20 protein-coding genes and 1 pseudogene are annotated in these 19,923 nt (G+C 71.8%); 4 read left to right on the forward strand and 17 right to left on the reverse strand.

Translation table 11 applies throughout. From position 1 onward, the window contains the following. The first annotated feature begins 91 nt into the window (after nt 1–91). Entirely contained in the window at nt 92–1,042 is a 951-nt protein-coding gene (locus IE242_RS27670; RefSeq protein WP_189863956.1) for a 5'-nucleotidase, read from the forward strand. 123 nt (nt 1,043–1,165) lie between these two features. Here IE242_RS27670 and IE242_RS27675 read toward each other — a convergent pair whose 3' ends face one another. The 3 genes from IE242_RS27675 to IE242_RS27685 form a co-directional block, all read right to left on the reverse strand. Then, a complete protein-coding gene (locus tag IE242_RS27675; RefSeq protein ID WP_189863958.1) occupies nt 1,166–2,425 on the reverse strand; it encodes an arginine deiminase in 1,260 nt (419 codons plus the stop codon). Nucleotides 2,426–2,476: 51 nt separating this feature from the next. Then, nucleotides 2,477–3,925 (reverse strand): basic amino acid/polyamine antiporter, encoded by a 1,449-nt coding sequence (locus IE242_RS27680; protein ID WP_189863960.1) that lies wholly within the window; start codon nt 3,923–3,925, stop codon nt 2,477–2,479. A gap of 533 nt (nt 3,926–4,458) precedes the next feature. Beyond that, the gene (locus IE242_RS27685) at nt 4,459–5,043 is read right to left on the reverse strand and encodes a TetR/AcrR family transcriptional regulator (RefSeq protein WP_189863962.1); all 585 of its coding nucleotides are present in this window, start codon (nt 5,041–5,043) and stop codon (nt 4,459–4,461) included. 139 nt (nt 5,044–5,182) lie between these two features. Between IE242_RS27685 and IE242_RS27690 the strand changes: the two genes are divergently transcribed. Beyond that, a complete protein-coding gene (locus IE242_RS27690) occupies nt 5,183–6,049 on the forward strand; it encodes a class I SAM-dependent methyltransferase (protein WP_189863964.1) in 867 nt (288 codons plus the stop codon). Between the two features lie 246 nt (nt 6,050–6,295). Here IE242_RS27690 and IE242_RS27695 read toward each other — a convergent pair whose 3' ends face one another. From IE242_RS27695 to IE242_RS27710, 4 genes are all read right to left on the reverse strand, one after another. Further along, nucleotides 6,296–7,042, reverse strand: coding sequence for a DUF4142 domain-containing protein (locus tag IE242_RS27695; RefSeq protein WP_189863966.1), 747 nt, complete (start codon nt 7,040–7,042; stop codon nt 6,296–6,298). Between the two features lie 284 nt (nt 7,043–7,326). Then, entirely contained in the window at nt 7,327–8,172 is an 846-nt protein-coding gene (locus tag IE242_RS27700; protein ID WP_189863968.1) for a putative RNA methyltransferase, read from the reverse strand. A 290-nt stretch (nt 8,173–8,462) separates the two neighbouring features. Continuing rightward, on the reverse strand, nt 8,463–9,473 hold the full coding sequence (locus tag IE242_RS27705; RefSeq protein ID WP_189863970.1) for a HEAT repeat domain-containing protein: 1,011 nt from the start codon (nt 9,471–9,473) through the stop codon (nt 8,463–8,465). A 6-nt stretch (nt 9,474–9,479) separates the two neighbouring features. Continuing rightward, nucleotides 9,480–10,142: a HEAT repeat domain-containing protein gene (locus tag IE242_RS27710; protein ID WP_373299602.1), complete on the reverse strand. Its 663-nt coding sequence runs from the start codon at nt 10,140–10,142 to the stop codon at nt 9,480–9,482. Nucleotides 10,143–10,340: 198 nt separating this feature from the next. Here IE242_RS27710 and IE242_RS27715 point away from each other — a divergent pair, with 198 nt between their 5' ends. Together IE242_RS27715 and IE242_RS27720 are read left to right on the forward strand one after the other, a co-directional pair. Continuing rightward, nucleotides 10,341–10,529, forward strand: coding sequence for a DUF6381 family protein (locus IE242_RS27715; RefSeq protein ID WP_189863974.1), 189 nt, complete (start codon nt 10,341–10,343; stop codon nt 10,527–10,529). A 166-nt stretch (nt 10,530–10,695) separates the two neighbouring features. Beyond that, complete coding sequence (locus IE242_RS27720; RefSeq protein WP_189863976.1) at nt 10,696–11,775, forward strand: alkene reductase; 1,080 nt, start codon at nt 10,696–10,698, stop codon at nt 11,773–11,775. Nucleotides 11,776–11,968: 193 nt separating this feature from the next. On the opposite strand, the gene IE242_RS27725 is transcribed toward IE242_RS27720, so the two are convergent. The 10 genes and pseudogenes from IE242_RS27725 to IE242_RS27760 all read right to left on the reverse strand — a co-directional run bounded on the left by IE242_RS27725 (nt 11,969) and on the right by IE242_RS27760 (nt 19,909). Then, nucleotides 11,969–12,799: a zinc ribbon domain-containing protein gene (locus IE242_RS27725; protein WP_229859574.1), complete on the reverse strand. Its 831-nt coding sequence runs from the start codon at nt 12,797–12,799 to the stop codon at nt 11,969–11,971. Nucleotide 12,800: 1 nt separating this feature from the next. Next, nucleotides 12,801–12,932: a hypothetical protein gene (locus IE242_RS38665; protein ID WP_268249506.1), complete on the reverse strand. Its 132-nt coding sequence runs from the start codon at nt 12,930–12,932 to the stop codon at nt 12,801–12,803. A 464-nt stretch (nt 12,933–13,396) separates the two neighbouring features. Then, nucleotides 13,397–13,459: pseudogene (locus tag IE242_RS38670) on the reverse strand (zinc ribbon domain-containing protein); the annotation flags it as partial. A gap of 4 nt (nt 13,460–13,463) precedes the next feature. Continuing rightward, complete coding sequence (locus IE242_RS27730; protein WP_189863978.1) at nt 13,464–14,030, reverse strand: phage tail protein; 567 nt, start codon at nt 14,028–14,030, stop codon at nt 13,464–13,466. Next, complete coding sequence (locus tag IE242_RS27735; protein ID WP_189863980.1) at nt 14,027–15,988, reverse strand: putative baseplate assembly protein; 1,962 nt, start codon at nt 15,986–15,988, stop codon at nt 14,027–14,029. The genes IE242_RS27730 and IE242_RS27735 overlap by 4 nt, the downstream gene beginning before the upstream one ends. Next, a complete protein-coding gene (locus tag IE242_RS27740; RefSeq protein ID WP_189863982.1) occupies nt 15,988–16,410 on the reverse strand; it encodes a GPW/gp25 family protein in 423 nt (140 codons plus the stop codon). The genes IE242_RS27735 and IE242_RS27740 overlap by 1 nt, the downstream gene beginning before the upstream one ends. Beyond that, nucleotides 16,410–16,727, reverse strand: a complete 318-nt coding sequence (locus IE242_RS27745) for a PAAR domain-containing protein (RefSeq protein WP_189863984.1) — start codon at nt 16,725–16,727, stop codon at nt 16,410–16,412. Before IE242_RS27745 ends, IE242_RS27740 begins: the two co-directional genes overlap by 1 nt. 106 nt (nt 16,728–16,833) lie before the next feature. Beyond that, nucleotides 16,834–18,660, reverse strand: coding sequence for a VgrG-related protein (locus IE242_RS27750; RefSeq protein WP_189863987.1), 1,827 nt, complete (start codon nt 18,658–18,660; stop codon nt 16,834–16,836). Next, complete coding sequence (locus IE242_RS27755; RefSeq protein ID WP_189863989.1) at nt 18,657–19,379, reverse strand: CIS tube protein; 723 nt, start codon at nt 19,377–19,379, stop codon at nt 18,657–18,659. Before IE242_RS27755 ends, IE242_RS27750 begins: the two co-directional genes overlap by 4 nt. A 104-nt stretch (nt 19,380–19,483) precedes the next feature. After that, nucleotides 19,484–19,909, reverse strand: coding sequence for a phage tail protein (locus IE242_RS27760; protein WP_189863991.1), 426 nt, complete (start codon nt 19,907–19,909; stop codon nt 19,484–19,486). Nucleotides 19,910–19,923: the final 14 nt, after the last annotated feature.

Below are 19,923 nucleotides of genomic sequence, written 5' to 3' on the forward strand. Positions count from 1 at the left end.
GGCAAGGGGCAGGCCGGGCGGCCACGGCGGGGCCCGCCGGACCGCGATGCCATGATGGAGGCACGCGTTCGCATCGATGCAGGAGTCAGTCGTGCCCCCCTACGAGCTTGCCGGCCGCCTGGTCATCGGGATCGCCTCCAGCGCGCTGTTCGACCTGACGGAGGCGGACGCCGTCTTCCGGGAGCAGGGGGAGGAGCCCTACCGCGCCTATCAGGAAGAGCACCTGGACGACACACTGGGCAGAGGCGTCGCCTTCCCCTTCATCCGCAGACTGCTGTCCCTGAACGATCTGAGCTCACCCGACGATCCGCTGGTGGAGGTCATCGTCCTGTCCCGCAACGATCCCGACACCGGGCTGCGGGTCATGCGGTCCATCCAGTCCTACGGCTTGCCGATCACCCGGGCCGTCTTCATGCAGGGACGCTCGCCCTACCACTTCATGCCGGCTCTGAACATGTCCCTGTTCCTGTCCGCCAACGAGACCGACGTCCGTGAGGCCGTCGCGCTCGGCCTGCCCGCCGGCCGTGTCGTCGGCCCCACCGCGGCCGACGACACCGAGGACCGGGACCTGCGGATCGCCTTCGACTTCGACGGCGTCCTCGCCGACGACGCCTCGGAACAGGTCTTCCAGGCCGACGGCATCGAAGGGTTCCGCTCGCACGAGACAAGGAACGCCGCCACCCCGCACGACCCGGGCCCCCTGCGGGACTTCCTCGCCGGCGTCAACCGGCTCCAGCGGCGCGAGGAGGAACAACGGGCCAAGGACCCGGACTACAGGATCCGCGTCCACGTCTCCCTCGTCACCGCCCGCAGCGCCCCGGCCCACGAACGGGCCGTGCGCAGCCTGAAGGGCTGGGGCGTGACCGTCAACGACGCCTTCTTCCTCGGCGGCATAGACAAGAGCACGATCATGGGAGTTCTCAAGCCGCACATCTTCTTCGACGACCAGGTCGGTCACCTGACCGGCACCTCCCGCAGCACTCCCAGCGTGCACGTCCCCTTCGGGAAGATGAACGAGCACGGCGGCCGGGCACCGAGGTGAACGAGCACGGCGGCCGGGCACCTGCGGGCACGCGCAGGACGTCAGCGCCCCGATGACGACGTCACGCGGTGCCGCACCGCACGCGGACGAGGCGCCCGGCGGCGTTCCGTCCGGTGGCCCGGATCAGTGGTCGATCGGATCGCGTGCCAGCGGGCAGGTCATGCAGTGTCCGCCGCCGCGGCCGCGCCCGAGTTCGGCGCCGACGATGGGGATCACCTCGACGCCGGCCTGGCGCAGCAGGGCGTTGGTGTGGGTGTTGCGGTCGTAGGTGAAGACGACGCCGGGTTCGACGGCGACGGCGTTGTTGCCGCTGTCCCATTGCTGGCGTTCGGAGGCGTACTCGTCACCGCCGGTCTCCACGACACGCAGGGCCTCCAGGCCCAGGGCTCGGGCGATCACATCGGTCAGGGGGCGGGTGCCGTGGTCGACGACGTCGAGGCCGTACTTCTTGTCGGTCGGGTGGAGGGAGAAGGTGTGGATCGCCTCCACGATGCGCGGGTAGACGGTGACGAGGTCGCGGTCGGCGAAGGTGAACACGGTGTCCAGGTGCATGGCGGCCCGCAGCTTGGGCATGGCGGCGACGATGACGTGTTCGGCGGCCTGCTGCCGGAAGAGCGCGGTGGCGACCTGGGTGACGGCCTGCCGGGAGGTGCGCTCGCTCATCCCGATCAGCACGGTGTTCCGTCCGACGGGCATGACGTCGCCGCCCTCGATGGTCGCCTGGCCCCAGTTCTCCTCCGGGTCGCCCCACCACACGGTGGAGCCGCGGTAGTCCGGGTGGAAGGTGTAGACCGCCTTCATCAGCAGGGTCTCGTCGTGGCGGGCCGGCCAGTACAGCGGGTTGAGGGTGAGCCCGCCGTACAGCCAGCAGGTCGTGTCGCGGGTGTACAGGGTGTTGGGCAGCGGCGGCATCAGGTACTCGCGCGCGCCGGCCGACTCCCGGGCCAGGGCCAGGTAGCCGGAGCGGAAGTCGTCGGGGAGGTCCGTGGTGGCCAGACCGCCGATCAGGTACTCGGCCAGCCGGCGCGGCGGCAGCCCGCCGAGGTAGGCGCGGGTGTCGTCGACCAGCCCGATGCCCACCCGGTTGGTGACGATCTTCCGCTCCAGCAGCCAGCACCGGGCCTCGGGGATCGCCATCGTCTCGGCGAGCAGATCGTGCAGCTCCACGACCTCCACACCGCGGTCGCGCAGCTGCTGGACGAAGTCGGCGTGGTGGCGCTGGGCGCTCTCCACCCACATCACGTCGTCGAAGAGGAGGTCGGCGGCGTTGGAGGGGGTCAGTCTGTCGTGCGCCAGACCGGGCGCGCAGACCAGCACCTTGCGCAGCCTGCCGACCTCGGAGTGGACACCGTGCACGGGCGTGGCCGGGGCCTGGGTACTCATGCGGTCCTTTCCCGAAATCCCGAGTGCCGTCGTGGGCGGGGACGCTCACGGTCACAGATCGATCCAGCCGAGCGTCAGCGCGAGGACGCCCGCCACCGCTCCGGCCACGGAGAGAAGAAAGACGACGGATTCGGCGGGTGAGAACACCCGCCGGTGCTGCTCGCGGCGGGTCATCACGAACAGGATCGTCGCGGGCGCGTAGACGATGAAGGACACCAGCAGGTACTTCAGCCCGGCCGCGTAGACGAGGAAGGCGGTGTACACGGTCGCCAGGAGCGCCACGGGCAGGGCACGGCCACGCCCGGCCACCGGTTCCGTGCCCGGCCGCCAGGTGACGCGTACCGCGAAGGCCGTGGCCAGTAGGTAGGGGATGAGCGACAGGGCGCTGGTGAGGTTGAGCGCGAAGTCGAAGGCGTCGTCGGACGCCAGCGTGACGATCAGCACGACCTGTGACAGGAGTGTGGTCAGCAGCAACGCGGCCACCGGGGCGTCGGCCGGGGTCACGCGGCGCAGGAAGCGGGGCATGTCGTCGTCATGGGCCGCCACGAACAGCACTTCGGCGGCCATCAGCGTCCACGCCAGATACGCGCCCAGTACGGAGACGATCAGCCCGGCGCTGACGAAGACCGCGCCCCACGTGCCGACCGCCGCCTCCAGCACGCCGGCCATGGACGGCTGGCGCAGGCCGGCCGTCTCCTGTGCGGGCAGGATGCCGAAGGAGACGATGGTGACCGAGGCGAAGACCGCGAAGACACTGAGGAACCCCAGCAGTGTGGCTCGGCCGACGTCCTCGCGCCGCCGGGCGTGACGGGAGTAGACGCTCGCGCCCTCGATGCCGAGGAAGACGAAGACGGTGGCGAGCATGGTGCCGCGCACCTGGTCGAAGAGCGACCCGGTGTGGTCGGCGCCGCGGAAGTTGTCGGCGAAGACGTCCGTGTCGAGGCAGAACAGCGCCAGGACGACGAAGACCACGATCGGAATGATCTTGGCTACGGTCACGATGCGGTTGATGGCGGTGGCTTCCTTCACTCCCCGGCGCACCAGGAAGAAGAACCCCCACAGTCCCAGGGAGGACAGCACCACCGCGAGGACGGTGTCCCCCTCACCGAGGGCGGGCACCACTGCTCCGATCGTGGACATGATCAGAACCCAGTAGGTGACGTTGCCGACGCAGGCGCTGGCCCAGTACCCGAACGCCGAGAAGAAGCCGAGATACTCGCCGAATCCCGCCTTGGCGTAGGCGTAGACACCGGCGTCGAGGTCCGGCCGGCGCACCGCGAGGTACTGGAAGACCAGGGCGAGCATGAGCATCCCGGCCCCGGCGATCACCCACGCGATGAGCGCACCGGCGACCCCTGTCTCCTGGGAGAACCGCCCGGGCAGGGAGAACACGCCGGCCCCGACCATGGAGCCGACCACCATGGCGACCAGGGTGGGAAGTGCCAGCTTCGCCGCCCCCGCCGACGCGGGACGCCCGCCCTCCGTGTCCGCCGGGCTCATGGACCGTCTCCCCGCAGACGCTCGCAGGTCCCTTCACGGTCCCGGACCTGTCGGCACCCCGAAGGGGTACGGCCCGGGCCGCGGACGGGAGACGGCTGCCGCTCCGCCCCCGATGCACCCGGTGCGTCCGTCCCGTACCGGACAGCGAGGCCGATGGTCACGCGGCCACGCCGCGGCTCCAGGACCGGCGCGCTGCTCGTCGGCGCAGCCCGGTCCGCCTCTCGGCGCCGTGCGCCGAACGCATGGTGTCCGCGCGCACGGACACGACAGGCGCTTCGCCGTCGTGCGAGAGCTGGTCGGGTGGGGACTGGTCGGGTGGGGACTGGTCGGGTGGGGACTGGGCGGGTGAGGGCTGGTCGGGTGAGGGCTGAAGGAACGCAAGATCCATATTGCTCAGGCCGGGCGGCCCTACCGCCTTCCTACGGATGCGCAGCGAACAGCACCCTAGCCCCCTATGTCTCATTTGTGGTGAAGCGAGGCGCGGTGGGGCCGTCGCGTGCCGCGCTGTGCGCGCCCGGTCCCGGAAGCGGCGGCTATCCGCCTACCAGCGCGGCCACCAGGCGCGTCATGGAGGGCCGTGGGTCGGGTGTGCCCGGCCAGCCGGTCATCAGGAGGTGATGGGCGGTGCCGACGACGGCGAGGGCCACGGTGTGCGGGTCGACGGTCTCCGCCACCCGGCCGAGCCTCCGCTCGGCCTCCAGATAGCCGGTGATGGCCTCCTGGATCGCGGCGAAACCGGGCGCCCCGCCTTCCAGGGCCTCACGGATACGCAGCGTGGCGGCGGGGCGGGTCATGGCCAGGCCCGAGACGGCGGGACCGCCGGAGTCGAACAGCGCGAGGGCGACGGTCTCCAGGTTCCGTGCCACGGTGCCCTGCCCCACGAGCCCCGACAGTGCCTCCGCCTTCGCCGCCGTCCGCGCGAACCGGTCGAGACAGAGTTCGGCCACGAACTCGTCGAACCCCGAGAAGTGCGCATGCAGCAGTCCCTTGGCGCAGCCCGCCTCGGTCGTCACGGCCCGGCTGGTGAGCGCGCCGGGCCCGTCCCTCTCCACGACGCGCTCGGCGGCCGCGAACAGCCGCTCGCGTACGTCCGGCGTCGCCACTCCGCGCGGTGACATGGGCCCCTCTTCCGTTCCGTCTCCGCCGCCCGCAAAGGGGCGCAACCCGCTGGATAGTAACGGGTCTTGTCAGTTTGGGCACGCGCCCATACTGTTTGGGCAGACGCCCATTCTCCGTCGTCCACCACAGGAGGAACCCGTGCCGGACATCGTCAACACCGAGCAGGCACAGGCATGGAACGGCTCCGAAGGATCCCACTGGGCCCGCACCCAGGACCGCTGGAACGCCGTGAACGAAGGCTTCAACGAGCCGCTCCTGGACGCCGCCGGAATCACCGGGGACCACCGGACCCTCGACCTCGGGTGCGGCTCGGGACAGACCACGCGTCTCGCCGCGCTCCGGGCGCCCCGAGGGCACGCGTTGGGCCTCGACCTGTCCGGCCCGATGCTGGCCGCGGCCCGGGCCCGCGCCGAGCGGGAGGGAATCGCCAACGCATCCTTCGCGCAAGGTGACGCACAGGTGCACCCCTTCGGGGCGGGCGCTTTCGATGCGGCGATCAGCCGCTACGGAGTGATGTTCTTCGCCGACCCCGTCGCGGCCTTCGGCAACGTCGGCCGGGCGCTGCGCCCCGGCGGGCGCCTGGCATTCGTCTGCCCGGCCGATGCCGTGCTCAACGACTGGGTGGCGGCGATGGCGTCACTGCGCGACTTCCTGCCGGTCGGCGACTTCGGGCGGACGGGGTCGCCCGGCATGTTCTCCCTGGCCTCGCCGGACCGTATCCGCGACGTCCTCGCCGCAGCCGGATTCACCGGGATCACCATCAACGAGGCGCAGGCGTACGGGACATGGGGACGCGGAGCCGAGGACGCGGCGGAGTTCCTGCTGGGCACGGGACCCGGTCGCCACCTGATGGCGCAGGCCGACACCACCGCACGGGCCCGTGCCCGCCGCACCCTGACGGACCACCTGCGCGACCATGAGACGGCCGACGGCACGGTCCGGCTGCGTAGCACGTCGTGGCTGGTCACGGCGGACCGCCCGGCCGACTCGTCGGACCGGCCCTGAGCCGCCCATCTGCGGATCCGCCGGATGCGCGGGCGGCCTTCGTCCGATCCTGTGCTCCGGCCATGGCCGCGTCTCTTCGACACACTGCTCGACCTTGCACTGGTGCGAGGAGAGCGGGGCGCGGGGTGACGATCCGGTGCCTGCGGAGCGCCAGGGGAAGTGGGCGGGTGAGTGCGGCTCGGCGGGCTGGGCGCGGATCCCCGCCATGACACCGGTGAGCCGCACCGCGTGGCCGCCCCCCGCCGGCTATCCGGCCGTGGGGCTGGGAGTGGGGGTCGGTGAGCTGGTGTTGACGTCCAGGTCCGGGCGTGGGGTGAGGACGACGACCGGGGCGCCCGGCTGGGGTGCGGGAGGGGTGAGCTGGTCCTTGGGCAGCTTGGGTGGGGCGGTCTGCTGGAAGTTGATCTGTTCGTAGTTGACCAGGCCGGTCTTCTCGAGGACCGTGATGTGGTCCAGGACGGTGTCGTTGGCCAGGTCGGCCAGTTGGCGGACCAGAGTGTTCTCGGTGCTGGCGCGGATCTTGGCGATGGCCGGGAAGATCTGGCCGTGGGTGACGCGCATGATGTTGACCGCGGTGGAGTCGAATTCCCTGCCGCTCTTGGAGTCCACGGTCGCCACGAACTGCTGCTGCTGCGGAGTGGCCTGGTTCGGCAGGGTGATGTTCAGCTCGGGGGCGATTCTGCGGCACAACGCGTCGAGTCCGGCATGCCCGACGATCAGGTGTTCGCCGGCCTCCTTCATCTCCTTCGTCGTGCCGCGCTCCATGGCCATCTCGCCGAGCGGGTACTCCCACAGCCCGGCCGAGCGCACCTTGACCACGAAGTCGCGGTCCGCTTCGGTCAGCGGCCCGAAGCGGGTGTTGGCGACGGTGCGGGACGACGAGGTGGCCGTGTTCTCCACGCCGAGTACGGCGGGATAGGCGAGGGCGGTGAGGGTCAGGCCCAGCGCACCGACGATGAAGATGGTCCCGGCCGTGTTGCGCGAGACGGGCATGAGGCCTCCTGACGTGAGCGGCTTGTACGTCAGGGAGTACGGAGGCGCCGAGTGAATCATTCATCGACCTGAGCGAATCCCGCACTCATCAGCCGCGCGGTGTTCTCTGCACGCGGTGATGTCGTGGACCCGGCGTTATGTGCGCGTGCACGCCGCCGTCCGCGCGAGGATCCGCCACGGGCCCTGACGCCTCACGGGCACCTTGTGATCCACGCACGGGCGCCCTGCCTTCCCCGTGCCGAGGGGAAGGCAGGGCGGCAGGCGTGCCGCCCACTGTTCATGCGTCAGCGGGGCCGGTACGAGGTGGCCAGGACGGAGACGGTGACCTGGTCGGGCAGGGGGCCGTCGTCATCCAGGTCCGCACGTGGCACGTGGCGTGCGCTCGGTGTCATTGCCACCAGGTCGAGGACGTCCTGCCGGGCCAGGGGCGCGGCGTACTCGACCAGTTCGGTGACGGTGGCGTCGAAGTAAGGATGCAGCGCCCGGTGCAGGCGCTCCTCCTTGGCAGGGTCGATCGTGACCATCGCCGGGAGCGGGCCGCGCAGCTCCGCCAGGTGCCGCCGCGTAGGACGCACCACGATCAGCCGGCCGGATGAGCGCAGCACCCGATGGAACTCGGACGGGTTCCGGGGCGCGAACACGTCAAGCACCACGTCGGCCACCCCGTCGGCCAGCGGGAAGGGGCGGAAGACGTCCCAGGTCGCCGCGGCGGCTCGTTCATGGGCCCGGCCCGCCGAGCGCAGTGCGCGCACCGAGGTGTCCAGACCCAGCCCACGGGCGACGGACAGTCGGTCGAGCACACCGGCCAGGTAGTAGCCCGTGCCGCACCCCACATCCACGACCGTGCCCTGTCCGGTCACGGCGTCGGCCGCCAGGCGTGCCACGGTCCGGCGGATGGGCCCGTACGTTCCGGTGGACAGGAACCGGCTCCGGGCCCGAGCCATGGCGGCGTCATCGCCGCTGGTGGCGCGGGTGCCCGCCAGGAGGCTGACGTAGCCGTGGCGGGCGACGTCGAAGGTGTGGCCCGCCGGGCAACGCAGCGCACCACCGCGGGGATGGAGGTGAGCGCGGCACGTCGGGCAGCGCAGCAGGTCGAGGAACGATGCGAGGGCAGGGCGAAGAACGGGCACGAGGCACTCCTGGCAACGGTGGAGGAAAGGGACCGTGCCTGTGCGTGCACATTGAGGGGCGCCACCCGGGAACACACAGGTCCAGCCTCTGGTCACCTGGGTGCGGGAGCGCGAAGAGAACGTGATGCACGCGGCAGGCACGCCTAGGAGGGCGACGCCGTCCGGCATCGCCCTCCAGACCTCCCGGTCACAGGAAGCAGTGGTGCGGGGTGCTCAGAGCGCTCATGGATGCCACGCCACGAGTCTACGATCTTCGACGGGAGCCTCACTGTCACGATCGGTTCGAACCGTCATCGTGCGGTGCGCAGTCCGAGGACGTACGTCGCGGTGAGCGCAACGGCAGGGTCTTCGTCCTGTGACAGATCCGCGAGGGCACGTGACGTCTTGGCCCCCGGGACATCCGCGAGCGCCTGGGTCAGGCGTCGACGCGCGGACGGTCCAACGGTGTCGTGGGCGAGACAGTCGACGAGCCTGGTGGCGATCTGATCCGCCAGCTCGGGATCACTCGCCAGCGTGCTCAGCGCATCGGCTGCGTCGACGTCGTTCGCATCCTCGACGATCATGTCGATGAGCGTCGGGACCGCGTCGGCTGTGCCCCGTGTCCCGAGCACCAGAGCCGCACACCTGCGGACGACGATGTCGGAGTTCCCGAGGGCATCGCGCAGCAGCGCGGTCGCCTCATCGCTCGGCAGCTCGGCGATGGACCGGACGGCACGCTTCCGCACCTCGGCGACTGGTGAGCCGAGGCCCTCCGCCAGCAGTGCGAGTCCGGATCCGTCATCGGCCGATCGAGCCAGAGCCCATCGAAGGGCTCCGGCGACGTTCGGGTCCGTCTCGCTCAGGGCTGCCTCGACCAGGGCTTCCACCGGCACCGTGACCTCTGCGACCGAGGACAGGGCCGCGCGCTGACGTTTCCCGGCACTCTCCGCACCCAGGGCCTGGAGAAGCGCGACGATCTGGAGAACGTCCCCCCAGTCGGCGGGTTCCGTGGCATCGATCCGACGGAGTCGCGTGAGCAGTCTCGTTTCACCCGCGATGCGGTCCAGCGTCTGGCGGATGAGGTCGTCGACGAGCTCCGAGGGCTTGAAGCCGGGATCGTCCAGCGCGCGCCCGACCTCGCGCAGCGACAGTCCCAGTGACCGCAGGCTCTCGATATGGAAGATCCGCCGGATGTCCTCGCTGGAGTACTCCCGATAGCCGGACTCGGTACGACCCGTCGGCCGCACCAGGCCGAGCGAGTCGTAATGCCTGAGCATGCGGGCGCTGACCCCGGACCGCCGTGCCACCTCACCGATCAGCACTTCCTGTCACCCCTCCTGGCCGGCCGGTCCGAGGGCCACGATGCGCTTCGCCTCCTCGACCGCGAACGCGAATCCGGCATCCGGGTCGCGGAACAGCCGTTCCGTGGCGATCGCGTGCTGACGCGCGCGAGGGTCGGCAAGCGTCATCGCGGCGCGCAGGGTCGGCATGATCACCTCACCGAGCGCGATCAGCGCCCGGCTCAGGCTCAACTGCGTCTCACGCTCGCCGCGCCCGAGCTGTGTCGCCAGCACTCCGGCCAGTTCCCGTTCCTCGCCTTCCGGTACGAGTACGACCGCTGCCCGCCAAGCGCTCCGCGCCACCTCGTCGTCGGTGTCGGTCAGGAGCGCCCGTGTGATCGCGGGCCATGCTCGCCGACTCCCGATCTTGGACAGTGTGTGCAGCGCCTGGCTGCGCGCCTGGGCGCGCTCCGAGCGGAGCGCATCGATGAGCTTCGGGACCGTCATCGCCGACGGGTGGCGGGTGAGTGCCCACGTGAGCATTTCGCGCACGTAGAACTCGGGCTCGACCGCGCATCGTTCGACGAGCTTGTCGATGTACCGCGGGTCCGGGTCCGTGCCGACAGCCAATGCTGCCTGCAGTCGTACCGACGAGCTGCTGTTCTCCAGTACCTGGAGAGCCCTCATCGTGCTCGAGTCCTCTTGCGACATGGTCACCGGCACCGCCTCCTTGGCTCCAGTGAAGACCTTGTCACTGTGTCAAGGTCAAGCGCGGCCGGCGGTCACCCCGTGGGACGGCCGGGTGCCTTCGGGCTCTCTCCCTGTGGGAGACGGCACGTCGACGTGCTGAAAACCACCGCATCTGATGTGCTTGTCTGTGCAGTTTCTCCCTTTATGCGAGGATCGATCATGGGCAGTGACGAAACACGCGAACGGCTCCAGCACATGCGCGAGAAAGCCCGGGAACTGGCGGATGCCGCGGGGCGGTCCAGCGACCCGGCGGAACGGCAGCGTCTGCAGGAGAAGGCCCGCAGGTTGCAGTCCCGTAGCGAACAGGAAAGCGCCATGCGGAGCGGAGACATCTACCCTTCGGAGTAGAGAGCTGCTCGCCATCCGCTGTGAGCAGCGCTTCGTGAGGACGGCGTGGTCGCCGTCGTTGCCCGCTGTTCTTGTGCGAAGCGGGTCAGCATGATCGAAAAGTGACGTCCGTCGCAGTCAGCGCCGTCTGGAAATGTTGCGTTCTCGGATTATGTTGCACCCGCACATGAACATTTTCACGCCCGTCTTCCTGGGAGACGTCGAACTCGCCAACCGGGTCGTCATGGCCCCGCTGACCCGGATGCGCTCCGGTTCCTCCGGTGTTCCCGGGGACCTGGTGGTGGAGCACTACCGGCAGCGGGCGAGCATCGGACTGATCATCACCGAGGGCACCTACCCGAACCACGAGTCGCAGGCCTTCGTGGGACAGCCGGGCATCGTCACCGACGAGCAGGTGGCGGGCTGGCGGCGGGTGGCCGAGGCGGTGCACGCCCGCGGAGGCCGCATCGTGATGCAGGTCATGCACGGCGGCCGGGTCACCCACCCCGACGTCAACGGCGGCCGTCGGGTCGTCGCCCCCAGCGCGATCGCGATCGACGGCGAGGGGCACACGGAGAAGGGCAAGCAGCCCTACCCGGTGCCGCACGCGCTGACCGTCGAGGAGGCGCGGGCGGCCCTCGACGACTTCGTCACCGCCTCCCGCCGGGCGGTGGAGGAGGCCGGCCTGGACGGCGTGGAGATCCACGGCGCCAACGGCTACCTGCTGCACGAGTTCCTCTCCCCGGCGTCCAACCGGCGTACCGACGAATACGGCGGCTCCCCGGAGAACCGGGCCCGCTTCGTCGTCGAGGTGGTGACGGCGGTGGCCGAGGCCATCGGCGCCGGCCGGGTCGGGCTGCGGATCTCCCCGGAGCACAACATCCAGGACGCCCTCGAGACCGACCGGGACGACGTCCTGGCCACGTACGGCCACCTGATGGACCAGCTGCGCCCGCTGGGCCTGGCGTACCTCTCCGTCCTGCACCGGGAGCCGGCCGGCGAACTGGTCCAGGAGCTGCGCCGCCGCTTCGGCGGCAAGCTGATCGCCAACAGCGGCTTCGCCTCGCCGACCACGCGTGAGGAGGCGGTGGAGCTGATCGAGGCCGCGCACGCCGACGCCGTGGCCGTGGGCCGCGCGGTCATCGCCAACCCCGACCTCGTCGAGCGCTGGCAGGGCGAGCACCCGGAGAACGAGCCGCGACCCGGGCTGTTCTACGCGCCGGGGGCCGAGGGGTACACCGACTACCCGTTCCTCCGGGCGAGCTGAGCCCCGCAACGCCCCGCGACCGTACGCCCGTCCCCCTGTCCGCACCGCGCGGCGCGGGGACGGGCGTACGGGCGTGTACGGCTGTGTACCCGTTCACTTCACGAGCTCCAGAGGTTCCAGAGGTGCACTGAGCCGCGCAGGGACGCCGGGCGTCGCCGCCCGGGCCGCGCCGTCGGCGTGGTGCTCGCTCCGGTCAGCCCCGCTGGAAGAACTCCACCTCGGCCAGGGCCAGGTGACGGCCCCCGGTCAGGTCGACGGCCGAGCGCAGCACCAGGCGCACCGTCTTCACGTCGCTTATTCCGGTGGGGATCGTCTGCGGGCCCGGTTTGTCGCTGAGGGTGAGCTCCTTGTGGTGCTTGGTGCCGTCCTGCGCCGTCACCTCCAGGTCCATCTGGAGCGCGCGTGCCTGGCGGGCGTAGTCCTCCGGGGACGCGGACGCGCCGTTGGTGATGATCAGGTCGACCAGCCGGAACGGCTTGCGGAAGGTGTAGGTCACCGAGGCGCCCGGCGCGGGCGCGCCCCAGTAGCGGTTGTTCAGCCCGTCCGTGGTGTTCGTCGCCGGGTGCCGGGGGACCTCGGCGCTCGCCCCGACGTCCACCGGGGTCACGGGTCTGGGCTTGCTCAGCTTGTCCCTGGTGTCCTCGAACAGGGCGCGTCCGGCGGGCAGGAGCAGGAGACCGGCCGCGCACAGAGCAACCACCACGGCCAGGATCACCAGGAGCCGTACCGCCCGGCCGGAGCTCGACCGCACCCGGCGGCGGAACGGCCACACGGTCCGCCACCACGGCAGCGGAGCGGGCTTCGCGGCCGAATTCAGCGGGGTCGCGCAGCGCCGGCAGAACCTGCGGTCCGGCGGGTTGGGCGTGCCGCAGGCGGGGCACGGCGTCCCCGTCATCTCGTCCGGCACCGCCACGGGGCGTACGACGGGGCGCGGGGCCACCGGCTTCGCCGGGCGTACGGGCAGTACGGGGTCCGGTGCCGATGTCTCGGGGGTGGGGGCGGCCGGGGGCCGAGGGTCCGGCACGCTACGAAGGGTTGGAGCGGGTGAAGTGGGCGAGGGCGGGGGCGAGGGTGGAGTGGGTGAGGGCGATGGCGTCGGCGGAGCTTGCGGAGGCCGTGCGCCCGTTTCCGATGCGGTGGGTCCGGACGCTGTGCATTCGGATGCGGTGGGTCCGGATACGGACGGCGCCGGTGCCGTGGCGGGGGGAGTCCGGTCGGCGAAGGGGGGTTCCCCGGCGCTGACGGGCGAGCCGTGCGCAGAAGCGGTCGACTTGGTGGGGGCATCGTCCGGGCCGGTCCGGCCAACGTCCGGGCTGGTGCGGGCGTCGTCCGGGCCGGTCCGGGGTGGAGGGTTCGCTGTCTTCTTCCGGTCGGGATCGTCGCCGGGACCCATGTGGTCGCCGGGGGGCGATTCCGCGGCCGGAGGAGCGCTCACTGCCCGCGCCGCGCCCCGGTGACGGCCCGTCAGCCGGGTGCGCAGCGGCGAAGTACGGGCAGGCTCGGCGGGCGCGGGCTCGTCCTCCGGGGAAGGCGCGGGCGCCGGGGTGCGGTCCGGCGGGACCGGGGGCGCCGAGCGCGTGCTCGTCGTCGGTGCGGTGTCCGACCAGCCCAGGTACGCGCCGCAGTTGCCGCAGAAGTCGTCGTCCGGGCTGTTGGACGCCCCGCACGCGGGACACGCGCGCATGACGTCACCTCCCTTCGTCGGTGGGCGGGCCGGGCAGGACCTCCACCCGGCAGACGGTGTGCACCGGGCACATGACCCGGACGATCTCGCGGACGCGGTCGGCGTCCACCTCGTTGTCCCCGTGGTCCGGCCACACCCGGACCAGCGGATCGGAGGAAGGCTCCGGCGGGAGGGCGGCACCGGCGGTGCTCGACCACGTCGCGCCGCCGTCCCCGGTCACCTCGGCGTGCACGCCGAGCGCGAGCCGCAGCGCCTCCACCAGTCCGCGCCTGGTGCCGCGCCACCGGTGCAGCTCCACCGCGCGGACGACGGCCTCGCGGCGCTGTTCCACGGGCCACTGCGGGTCGTCGGCGGCGCCCACCCAGGACGCCAGCCAGGCCAGGAAGTCGGTCGGAGCCACCCGGGGGTCCAGGTAGGCGGACAGGTTGTCGAGGGTCGTGAAGACCGGCGCGAGGACGGTGTCGAGTCCGGCGGTGAAGCGCTGCGCGAAGTCGTCGTCGGCGTACAGGGCGGGCAGCTGCCCGCCGATCGGGTACCGGCTCGGCAGGCCGGGCACGGCGGCGCGGCTCATCCCCGTGCCCCCTCCGGCTCGACGGCCGTGACGACCACCTGGTGCTGGTGGGAGAAGACCAGCGCGCCCGCGGTCACGTCGACGCGGTCGGCGGGCGCGCCGCGCCGCCCGGTGACCGGGTCGGCAGGGAACAGCCGGACGTCCTCCACCAGCGCGTTGCCGGTGGCGCGTTGCAGTACGCCGAAAACCTCCCCGTACTGCACCGGCCGCCCGAACGGCCACCCGGTGCCCTCGGGACCGCCCCGCAGCGGGTCGAGGTACCCGAACAGCGCGTCGAGCGCCGCGTCGCGCACCCGGTCGGTGTCGCCGGGCGCGGCCGCGAGCCGGGCCACCACGGTGACGCCCTGGTAGACCGGCGGCTCCACGACCAGACGGGTGCCGATCAGACGCCGTTCGTCGAGGCTCGCGGTGATCGCCCGGAGCACCTGCTCGGAGGGGATCAGCTGCTCGAAGCGGAGCCGGCCGTCCTCGTCGGTGACCGCGTCCGGCACCACCAGGACCCGTACCGCGCCCGCGCCGTCGCCGGCGGGCAGACAGCGGACCCGGCGCACCGAGGGCGCCGCCTGGCGGCTGATGATCTCGTAGTCCTCGGCGGTCACCGCGCGCTCCTGCATCCGCAGCGCGTCCGGTGCCCGCAGCTTGGCGTTGGCGAGGCTCTCACCGGCGACGCCGCCGCGCGCCGCCTCCCGGTTGACGACCCGCGCCACGTACGGGACGGAGCTGCGCAGCACGGAGATCGCGCCGCGGGCGACGTTGCCCGCGGTGCCGCCGCCGGTGCGGTAGCGGGCCACCCGCACCTGGGCGCCCTTGGGCGGCACCGCTCCGCACGGCCGCAGCGTGCCGTCCGGTTCGCGCAGCGCCGGGGGGAAGGTGAACTCGCCGGTGGTGGCGTCGACGCGGACGTGCCGGTCGGCGGGCCCGGAGCGGCCGAAGTGCTCCACCAGCTCCCAGCGCTGCCAGCCCTCGGCCGAGGACACCTCCACCACGGGGGGTTCGGCGTCGAGGAGGACCGGCGGGCGGGCGAGCCGGAACGTCTGCCCCGCGACCCCCTCCGAGGTGCCGAGCGGCACGTCGGTCACGGTCTCGGCGTGCTCCACGGACATGGTGCCGCCCACGGTGAACACCGCCGCCTCGCGTACCGTCGGGGACTCCGAGTAGAACGGCTGGCCCGGCTCCGCCTCGGTGACGCGGCAGCGCAGCCAGCCGGCCCGCGTCCCGCCGATCACCGACGCCGTGTGCCCGGCCGGTACGTGCACGATGACCTCGCCGGGCCGGTTCAGCCCGCCGGTGGTGTCCGTGCCGGTCTCGCAACGCTGCCAGCCGCCGCCGTCCCACGCCTCCCACGCGAGCGGGGGCTGACGCGGGTCCACCCCGACGCCCTCCACCCGGCTGTCCAGGCGTACGGCGACGATGCAGCGCGGCACCGCCGCCGGCAGCCCGAACAGCAGCGCGTCGCCCGGTTCCGGCGCCGCCTGGAAGCACGGGATGTCGCGGCCCTCGGAGAGCGCCCCGGTCCGGTCGGTCTGGTCGCCGGTGCGCGGAGCGGTCACCAGACGCGTCAACTCGCTGGGCACGATGCGCAGTTCGTCCGTGGTCGTGAACACCACGGCCTCGTCGGTCTCGCCGCGCGCGGTGGTCACCTCGGTGCCCGCGGGCAGCGCCACCGTGTCGGGCTGCGGCGCCGACAGCCAGAAGTCGACCTCGGCCACCGCCGCCGTCGGCGGGAACAGGCGGATGCCCAGCAGGTCGAGGAAAGCGGTGTAGTTCTTGTCCGGCACCCGGTTCAGCCGGTACAGCAACTGGTCCACGAGGTAGGCGAACGTCTCGATCAGGGTGACGCCCGGGTCGGACACGTTGTGGTCGGTCCACTCCGGGGCGCGCTGCTGCACGTACCGCTTCGCCTCGTCGACGAGCTGCTGGAACCGCCGGTCGTCCAGATTGGGGGAGGGCAGGACCATCAGCCGGCGTCCCTTCCCTCGGCCCCCTCCTCGGAGGGGATCGTGTAGAAGGGGAAGACCAGGTTGCGCCGGTCGTTGGTGGAACGCACCGTGTAGTGCACGTCGATGTAGAGGGTGCCGGCGTCGACGGTGTCGAAGGCGACCACCACGTCGTCCACCGCGATCCGCGGCTCCCACCGTTCGAGGGCCTCACGCACCTGCTGCGCGACGGCACCGGCGGTGGCACCGTCACCGGGGGCGAAGACGTACTCGTGGATGCCGCAGCCGAACTCGGGGCGCATGGGGCGTTCGCCGGGCGCGGTGCCGAGCACCAGCCGGATCGCCTCCTCGATCTCCCGCTCCCGGTCGACCAGGCCGATCCCGCCGGTCGGCCCGACCCGCAGCGGGAACGCCCAGCCGCGGCCGATGAACCGCTCGCTCATCACACGCCCCCGATCAGGACGTTGGGGGCGCCGGTCACGATCATCGCGCCGCACGCGGTCTTGTCCCGGGCCTTCGCGGCGGGCAGCCCGCCGATGAGGACCGTGCCCCTGACGGCCGCGGCCGGGTCGGGCAGGACCACGTTGGCCGGCCCCATGACCGCGTGCGGTGGCATGGGGCAGGTGTGCAGGCTGCCCACGACGGCGGCGGGGCGGCCGCCGATCAGCACGCGTGCCACCGCCTGGGCGGCGCCGGGCGGCGGAGTGGCGATGACACCGCCGTGGTTCGTGGGGTCGCCGGTACGGGCTGCGGCTGGCATGCGGTGCTCCTAGCGGGAGATCGTCGGGCGGTCGGGAGGTGAGCCGGTGGGACGGTCGGGAGGTGAGCAGGTGGGCGAGCGGTGGACAAGGGTGGTCGTACGGGCCTCAGTTGATCCGGATGAGCCTGGCCTTGAGGACGCCCAGCAGACCGCCGTCGACGGTGACGTCCGACTTGCCGTTGACGCTCACCGAGCGGCCGCCGACCGTCACCGAGTCCGTGGCGTCGATGTCCACCTGACGGCCCCGCACGGTCACGCCGCCCTGCCTCGCGTCCAGCGTGATGCCGTCCTTGTCGAGCAGGACGGAGGTGAGGGGGCGGCCCCGCCCGGCGTACACCGTCAGCTCGATCCGGTCCCGCCGGTCGTCCAGGCGTACTTCGAGGCGCTCGTCCCCGGTCAGCAGCCGCAGTCCGGAGGGGCCGGGGGCCGCGGCGTCCAGCAGCTCCACCCGGTGCCCCGAACGCGACACCACCGAGCGGCGGTTCACCTTTCCGCTGGTGCCGTCGATCAGCGGGACGTCGTGCGGCGACGGCCCGTCCACGCCGTTGTAGAGCCCGCCGATGACGTACGGGCTGTCCAGCAGGCCCTGTTCGAACCCGACCAGCACCTCGTCGTTGACCTCCGGACTCACCACACCCCCGCCGCCCTTGCCGCCCCACTGCACGGTGCGCACCCAGTCCGTGGTGTAGGTGTCGTCCAGCCAGGGGAACTTCAGGCGCACCGCGCCGCGCTCTGCGCCGCCCGGCTCGCGTACGTCCGTCACGACGCCGATCGCCAGACCCGGCATGCGCGGGCCACGGCTCGGTGCGTTGGCGCCGGTCACCAGGCCGGTCAGGGAGCGGTCCGGGCTGGCGCTCACCCACACCGTCGTCCGGTACCCGCGGTGCGGCTCGAGGACGTGCTGCACCGCCGTCGCCGTGTACTTGCCCGAGAACGCCTGCCCGACGTTGCCGAGCGCCACGGGTTTGCCCGCCCGGAGCAGGGGGTTTCCCTCGGCCACCGCCTCCAGATCGGCGAAACCCGCACCGACCTGGGCGGCCGTCGCACCGGCGACCGCGGTCGTCTCGGCCTGGGTGCGGTACGGGGTGTCGGTGACGGTCAGCTTCGACGACGCGCCGAACCGGGCGGCGAGCGCCGGACTCAGGCCCGGCACCGCCGTGTCACTGTTCACCGACGGCTGCCGGGCCACCAGCGGCCGCTTCGTGGTGACGTCCCAGCCGCGCACCTCCACCTGGGACGCGCCGTCCGCGGCCGACAGCGCCGCCCGCAGCGCCAGCAGGTTCCGCCCGTACTCCAGCACCATCGGGTTCCGGGTGGCCGACGTCGACGGCGCGGGCGCGCCCGACGCCTTCTGCGGCCGGGTGAACTGGAGCAGCCCCTTGTCGTCGACACGCACCTGCGCGCCGCTCTCGGCGGCCAGGTACTGCAGGAAGTCCCAGTCGGACACGTTGGCCTGGGAGAGCTGCCGGTAGGTGACCGGCGCGGCCTGTACGGTGCCGCAGGCCAGCCCGGCACCGGCCGCCACCTTGCGGACGATGGCCGCCGCCGTCATGTTCCGGTACGCCACCACCTTGCGGCCCCGCTGGAGACGGTGCGCCTTGGAGTAGGCGCGCACCACGGTGAACGAACCCGTGCTGTCGCGGTCCACCTCCAGGGCCGTCACCTCGCCGTCGAACAACCTCTCGCGGGCCTGCCCCTTCACGGTCACCACCGACACCCGCAGCGGGGTGCCGATGGTGACGCCGGTCGCCTTCAGGAACTCGTGGTCGGGGTCGCGGAAGGTGAGCACCGCCGCGTCGGGCAGCCCCACGTTCTCGTCCACCACGCAGCTCACCAGCTGGGCGGCCCAGACCGGCGGGAGCTCGGCGGGCGCCTCCACGACGGGGTCCGCCGCGAACGACCGGCCGCCCCGTGCCGCCTCGGATGTGCTCACCGCTCCTCCTCGCCTCCCGCGTCCCGCAGCCCCGGCACCACCAGTTCGGTGCCGGGCACGAGCGCCATCGGATCGTCGATTCCGTTCGCCTCCGCGATGACCCGCCAGGCCGTCGGGTCCCCGTACTCCCGCCAGGCCAGCAGGGCGAGGCTGTCGCCCGCCACCACGGTGTGCGTACTGCGGGCGTCGCGCGCGCCGGACGTCGGGTTCTGGCCCGGCGGGTCGACGCTCGCCTCCTCGATCGACAGCGCGCAGGTCGCCCGCAGCGGCTTGCCGTCCACGTCGAACAGCGTGTACGTGACCGACAGACTCGACAGCACCCCGTCGAACGCCGTCGTCCGCGCGGTGCCCCACTCGAACCGCACCCACGGGCTGGCCGGCTTCTTGCGGCCCAGGCTGGCCGGGGTCGGCACGCACGCCTTCATCAGCTTCTCCACCGCCTGCTCCACGGAGTTGTCGTGGGTGGCGGTGGCGTCCAGGAACACCTCGAGGCTCAGCGTGCGCGGGCCGCTGCCGACGAACTCGGGCAGTGCCGACTGCCCCGCCATCCGGGAGGGGGAGCGACGCCACTCGGTCGTCTTGCGCAGCTCCAGGGTGGAGGGGTTGAACTGGAGGTTCAGCCGCGCGATCGTCCCGCCGGGCTTCGCACCGACCGAAGCGGGGGGCTCCTTCAGGGTCAGCTGGGCCCTGGCCCGGCTGGAGCGGACCGCTGGGGACATGCGGGGTCTTCCTTTCCTGGGCTCGTACGGGAGCGGGAGCGGGGACGGGCGGGCGGCGGCGGTTCATGAGGGAGTCAGAGGAAGTCAGAGAAAGCCAGTGGGAGTCACGAAGGCCGAAGTCCTTCGTGGGCGATCTCCAGCGTCTCCACCGCGGCCTCGGAACTGGCGGGGTCGAAGGACGGCCCCTGCCAGCGCACCGGGACGATCCCGAACACCTGCCAGCTGATGATCCGGGTCAGGTCCGGTTTCAGTGCCACGATCTCGCCGTCCTTGGGCTCCACCCGCTTCAGCGTCTCGTCGAGCCAGCGGGCGATCTTCGCCGTGTCGGCGGTGACCGGCCGGGTGAGCGTGATGTTCGACCAGGTCACACGCCCGGGCAGGTTCCACGTGAACCCGTTGTTGCCGCCCTCGGCGTACGTCTCCATCTCGACCTCGGCGCCCATGCCCGAGCAGGTGTGGAAGGCGCCCAGGTCGTTGCCGCCGATCGCGAGCCGGAAGAACACGCTCGTCGCGAAGATGTTGTCCGTCATTCGTCCGTCATCCG

The sequence above is a fragment of the Streptomyces poonensis genome, assembly GCF_014650915.1.
In the GTDB taxonomy this organism is placed as follows: Bacteria; Actinomycetota; Actinomycetes; order Streptomycetales; family Streptomycetaceae; genus Streptomyces; species Streptomyces poonensis.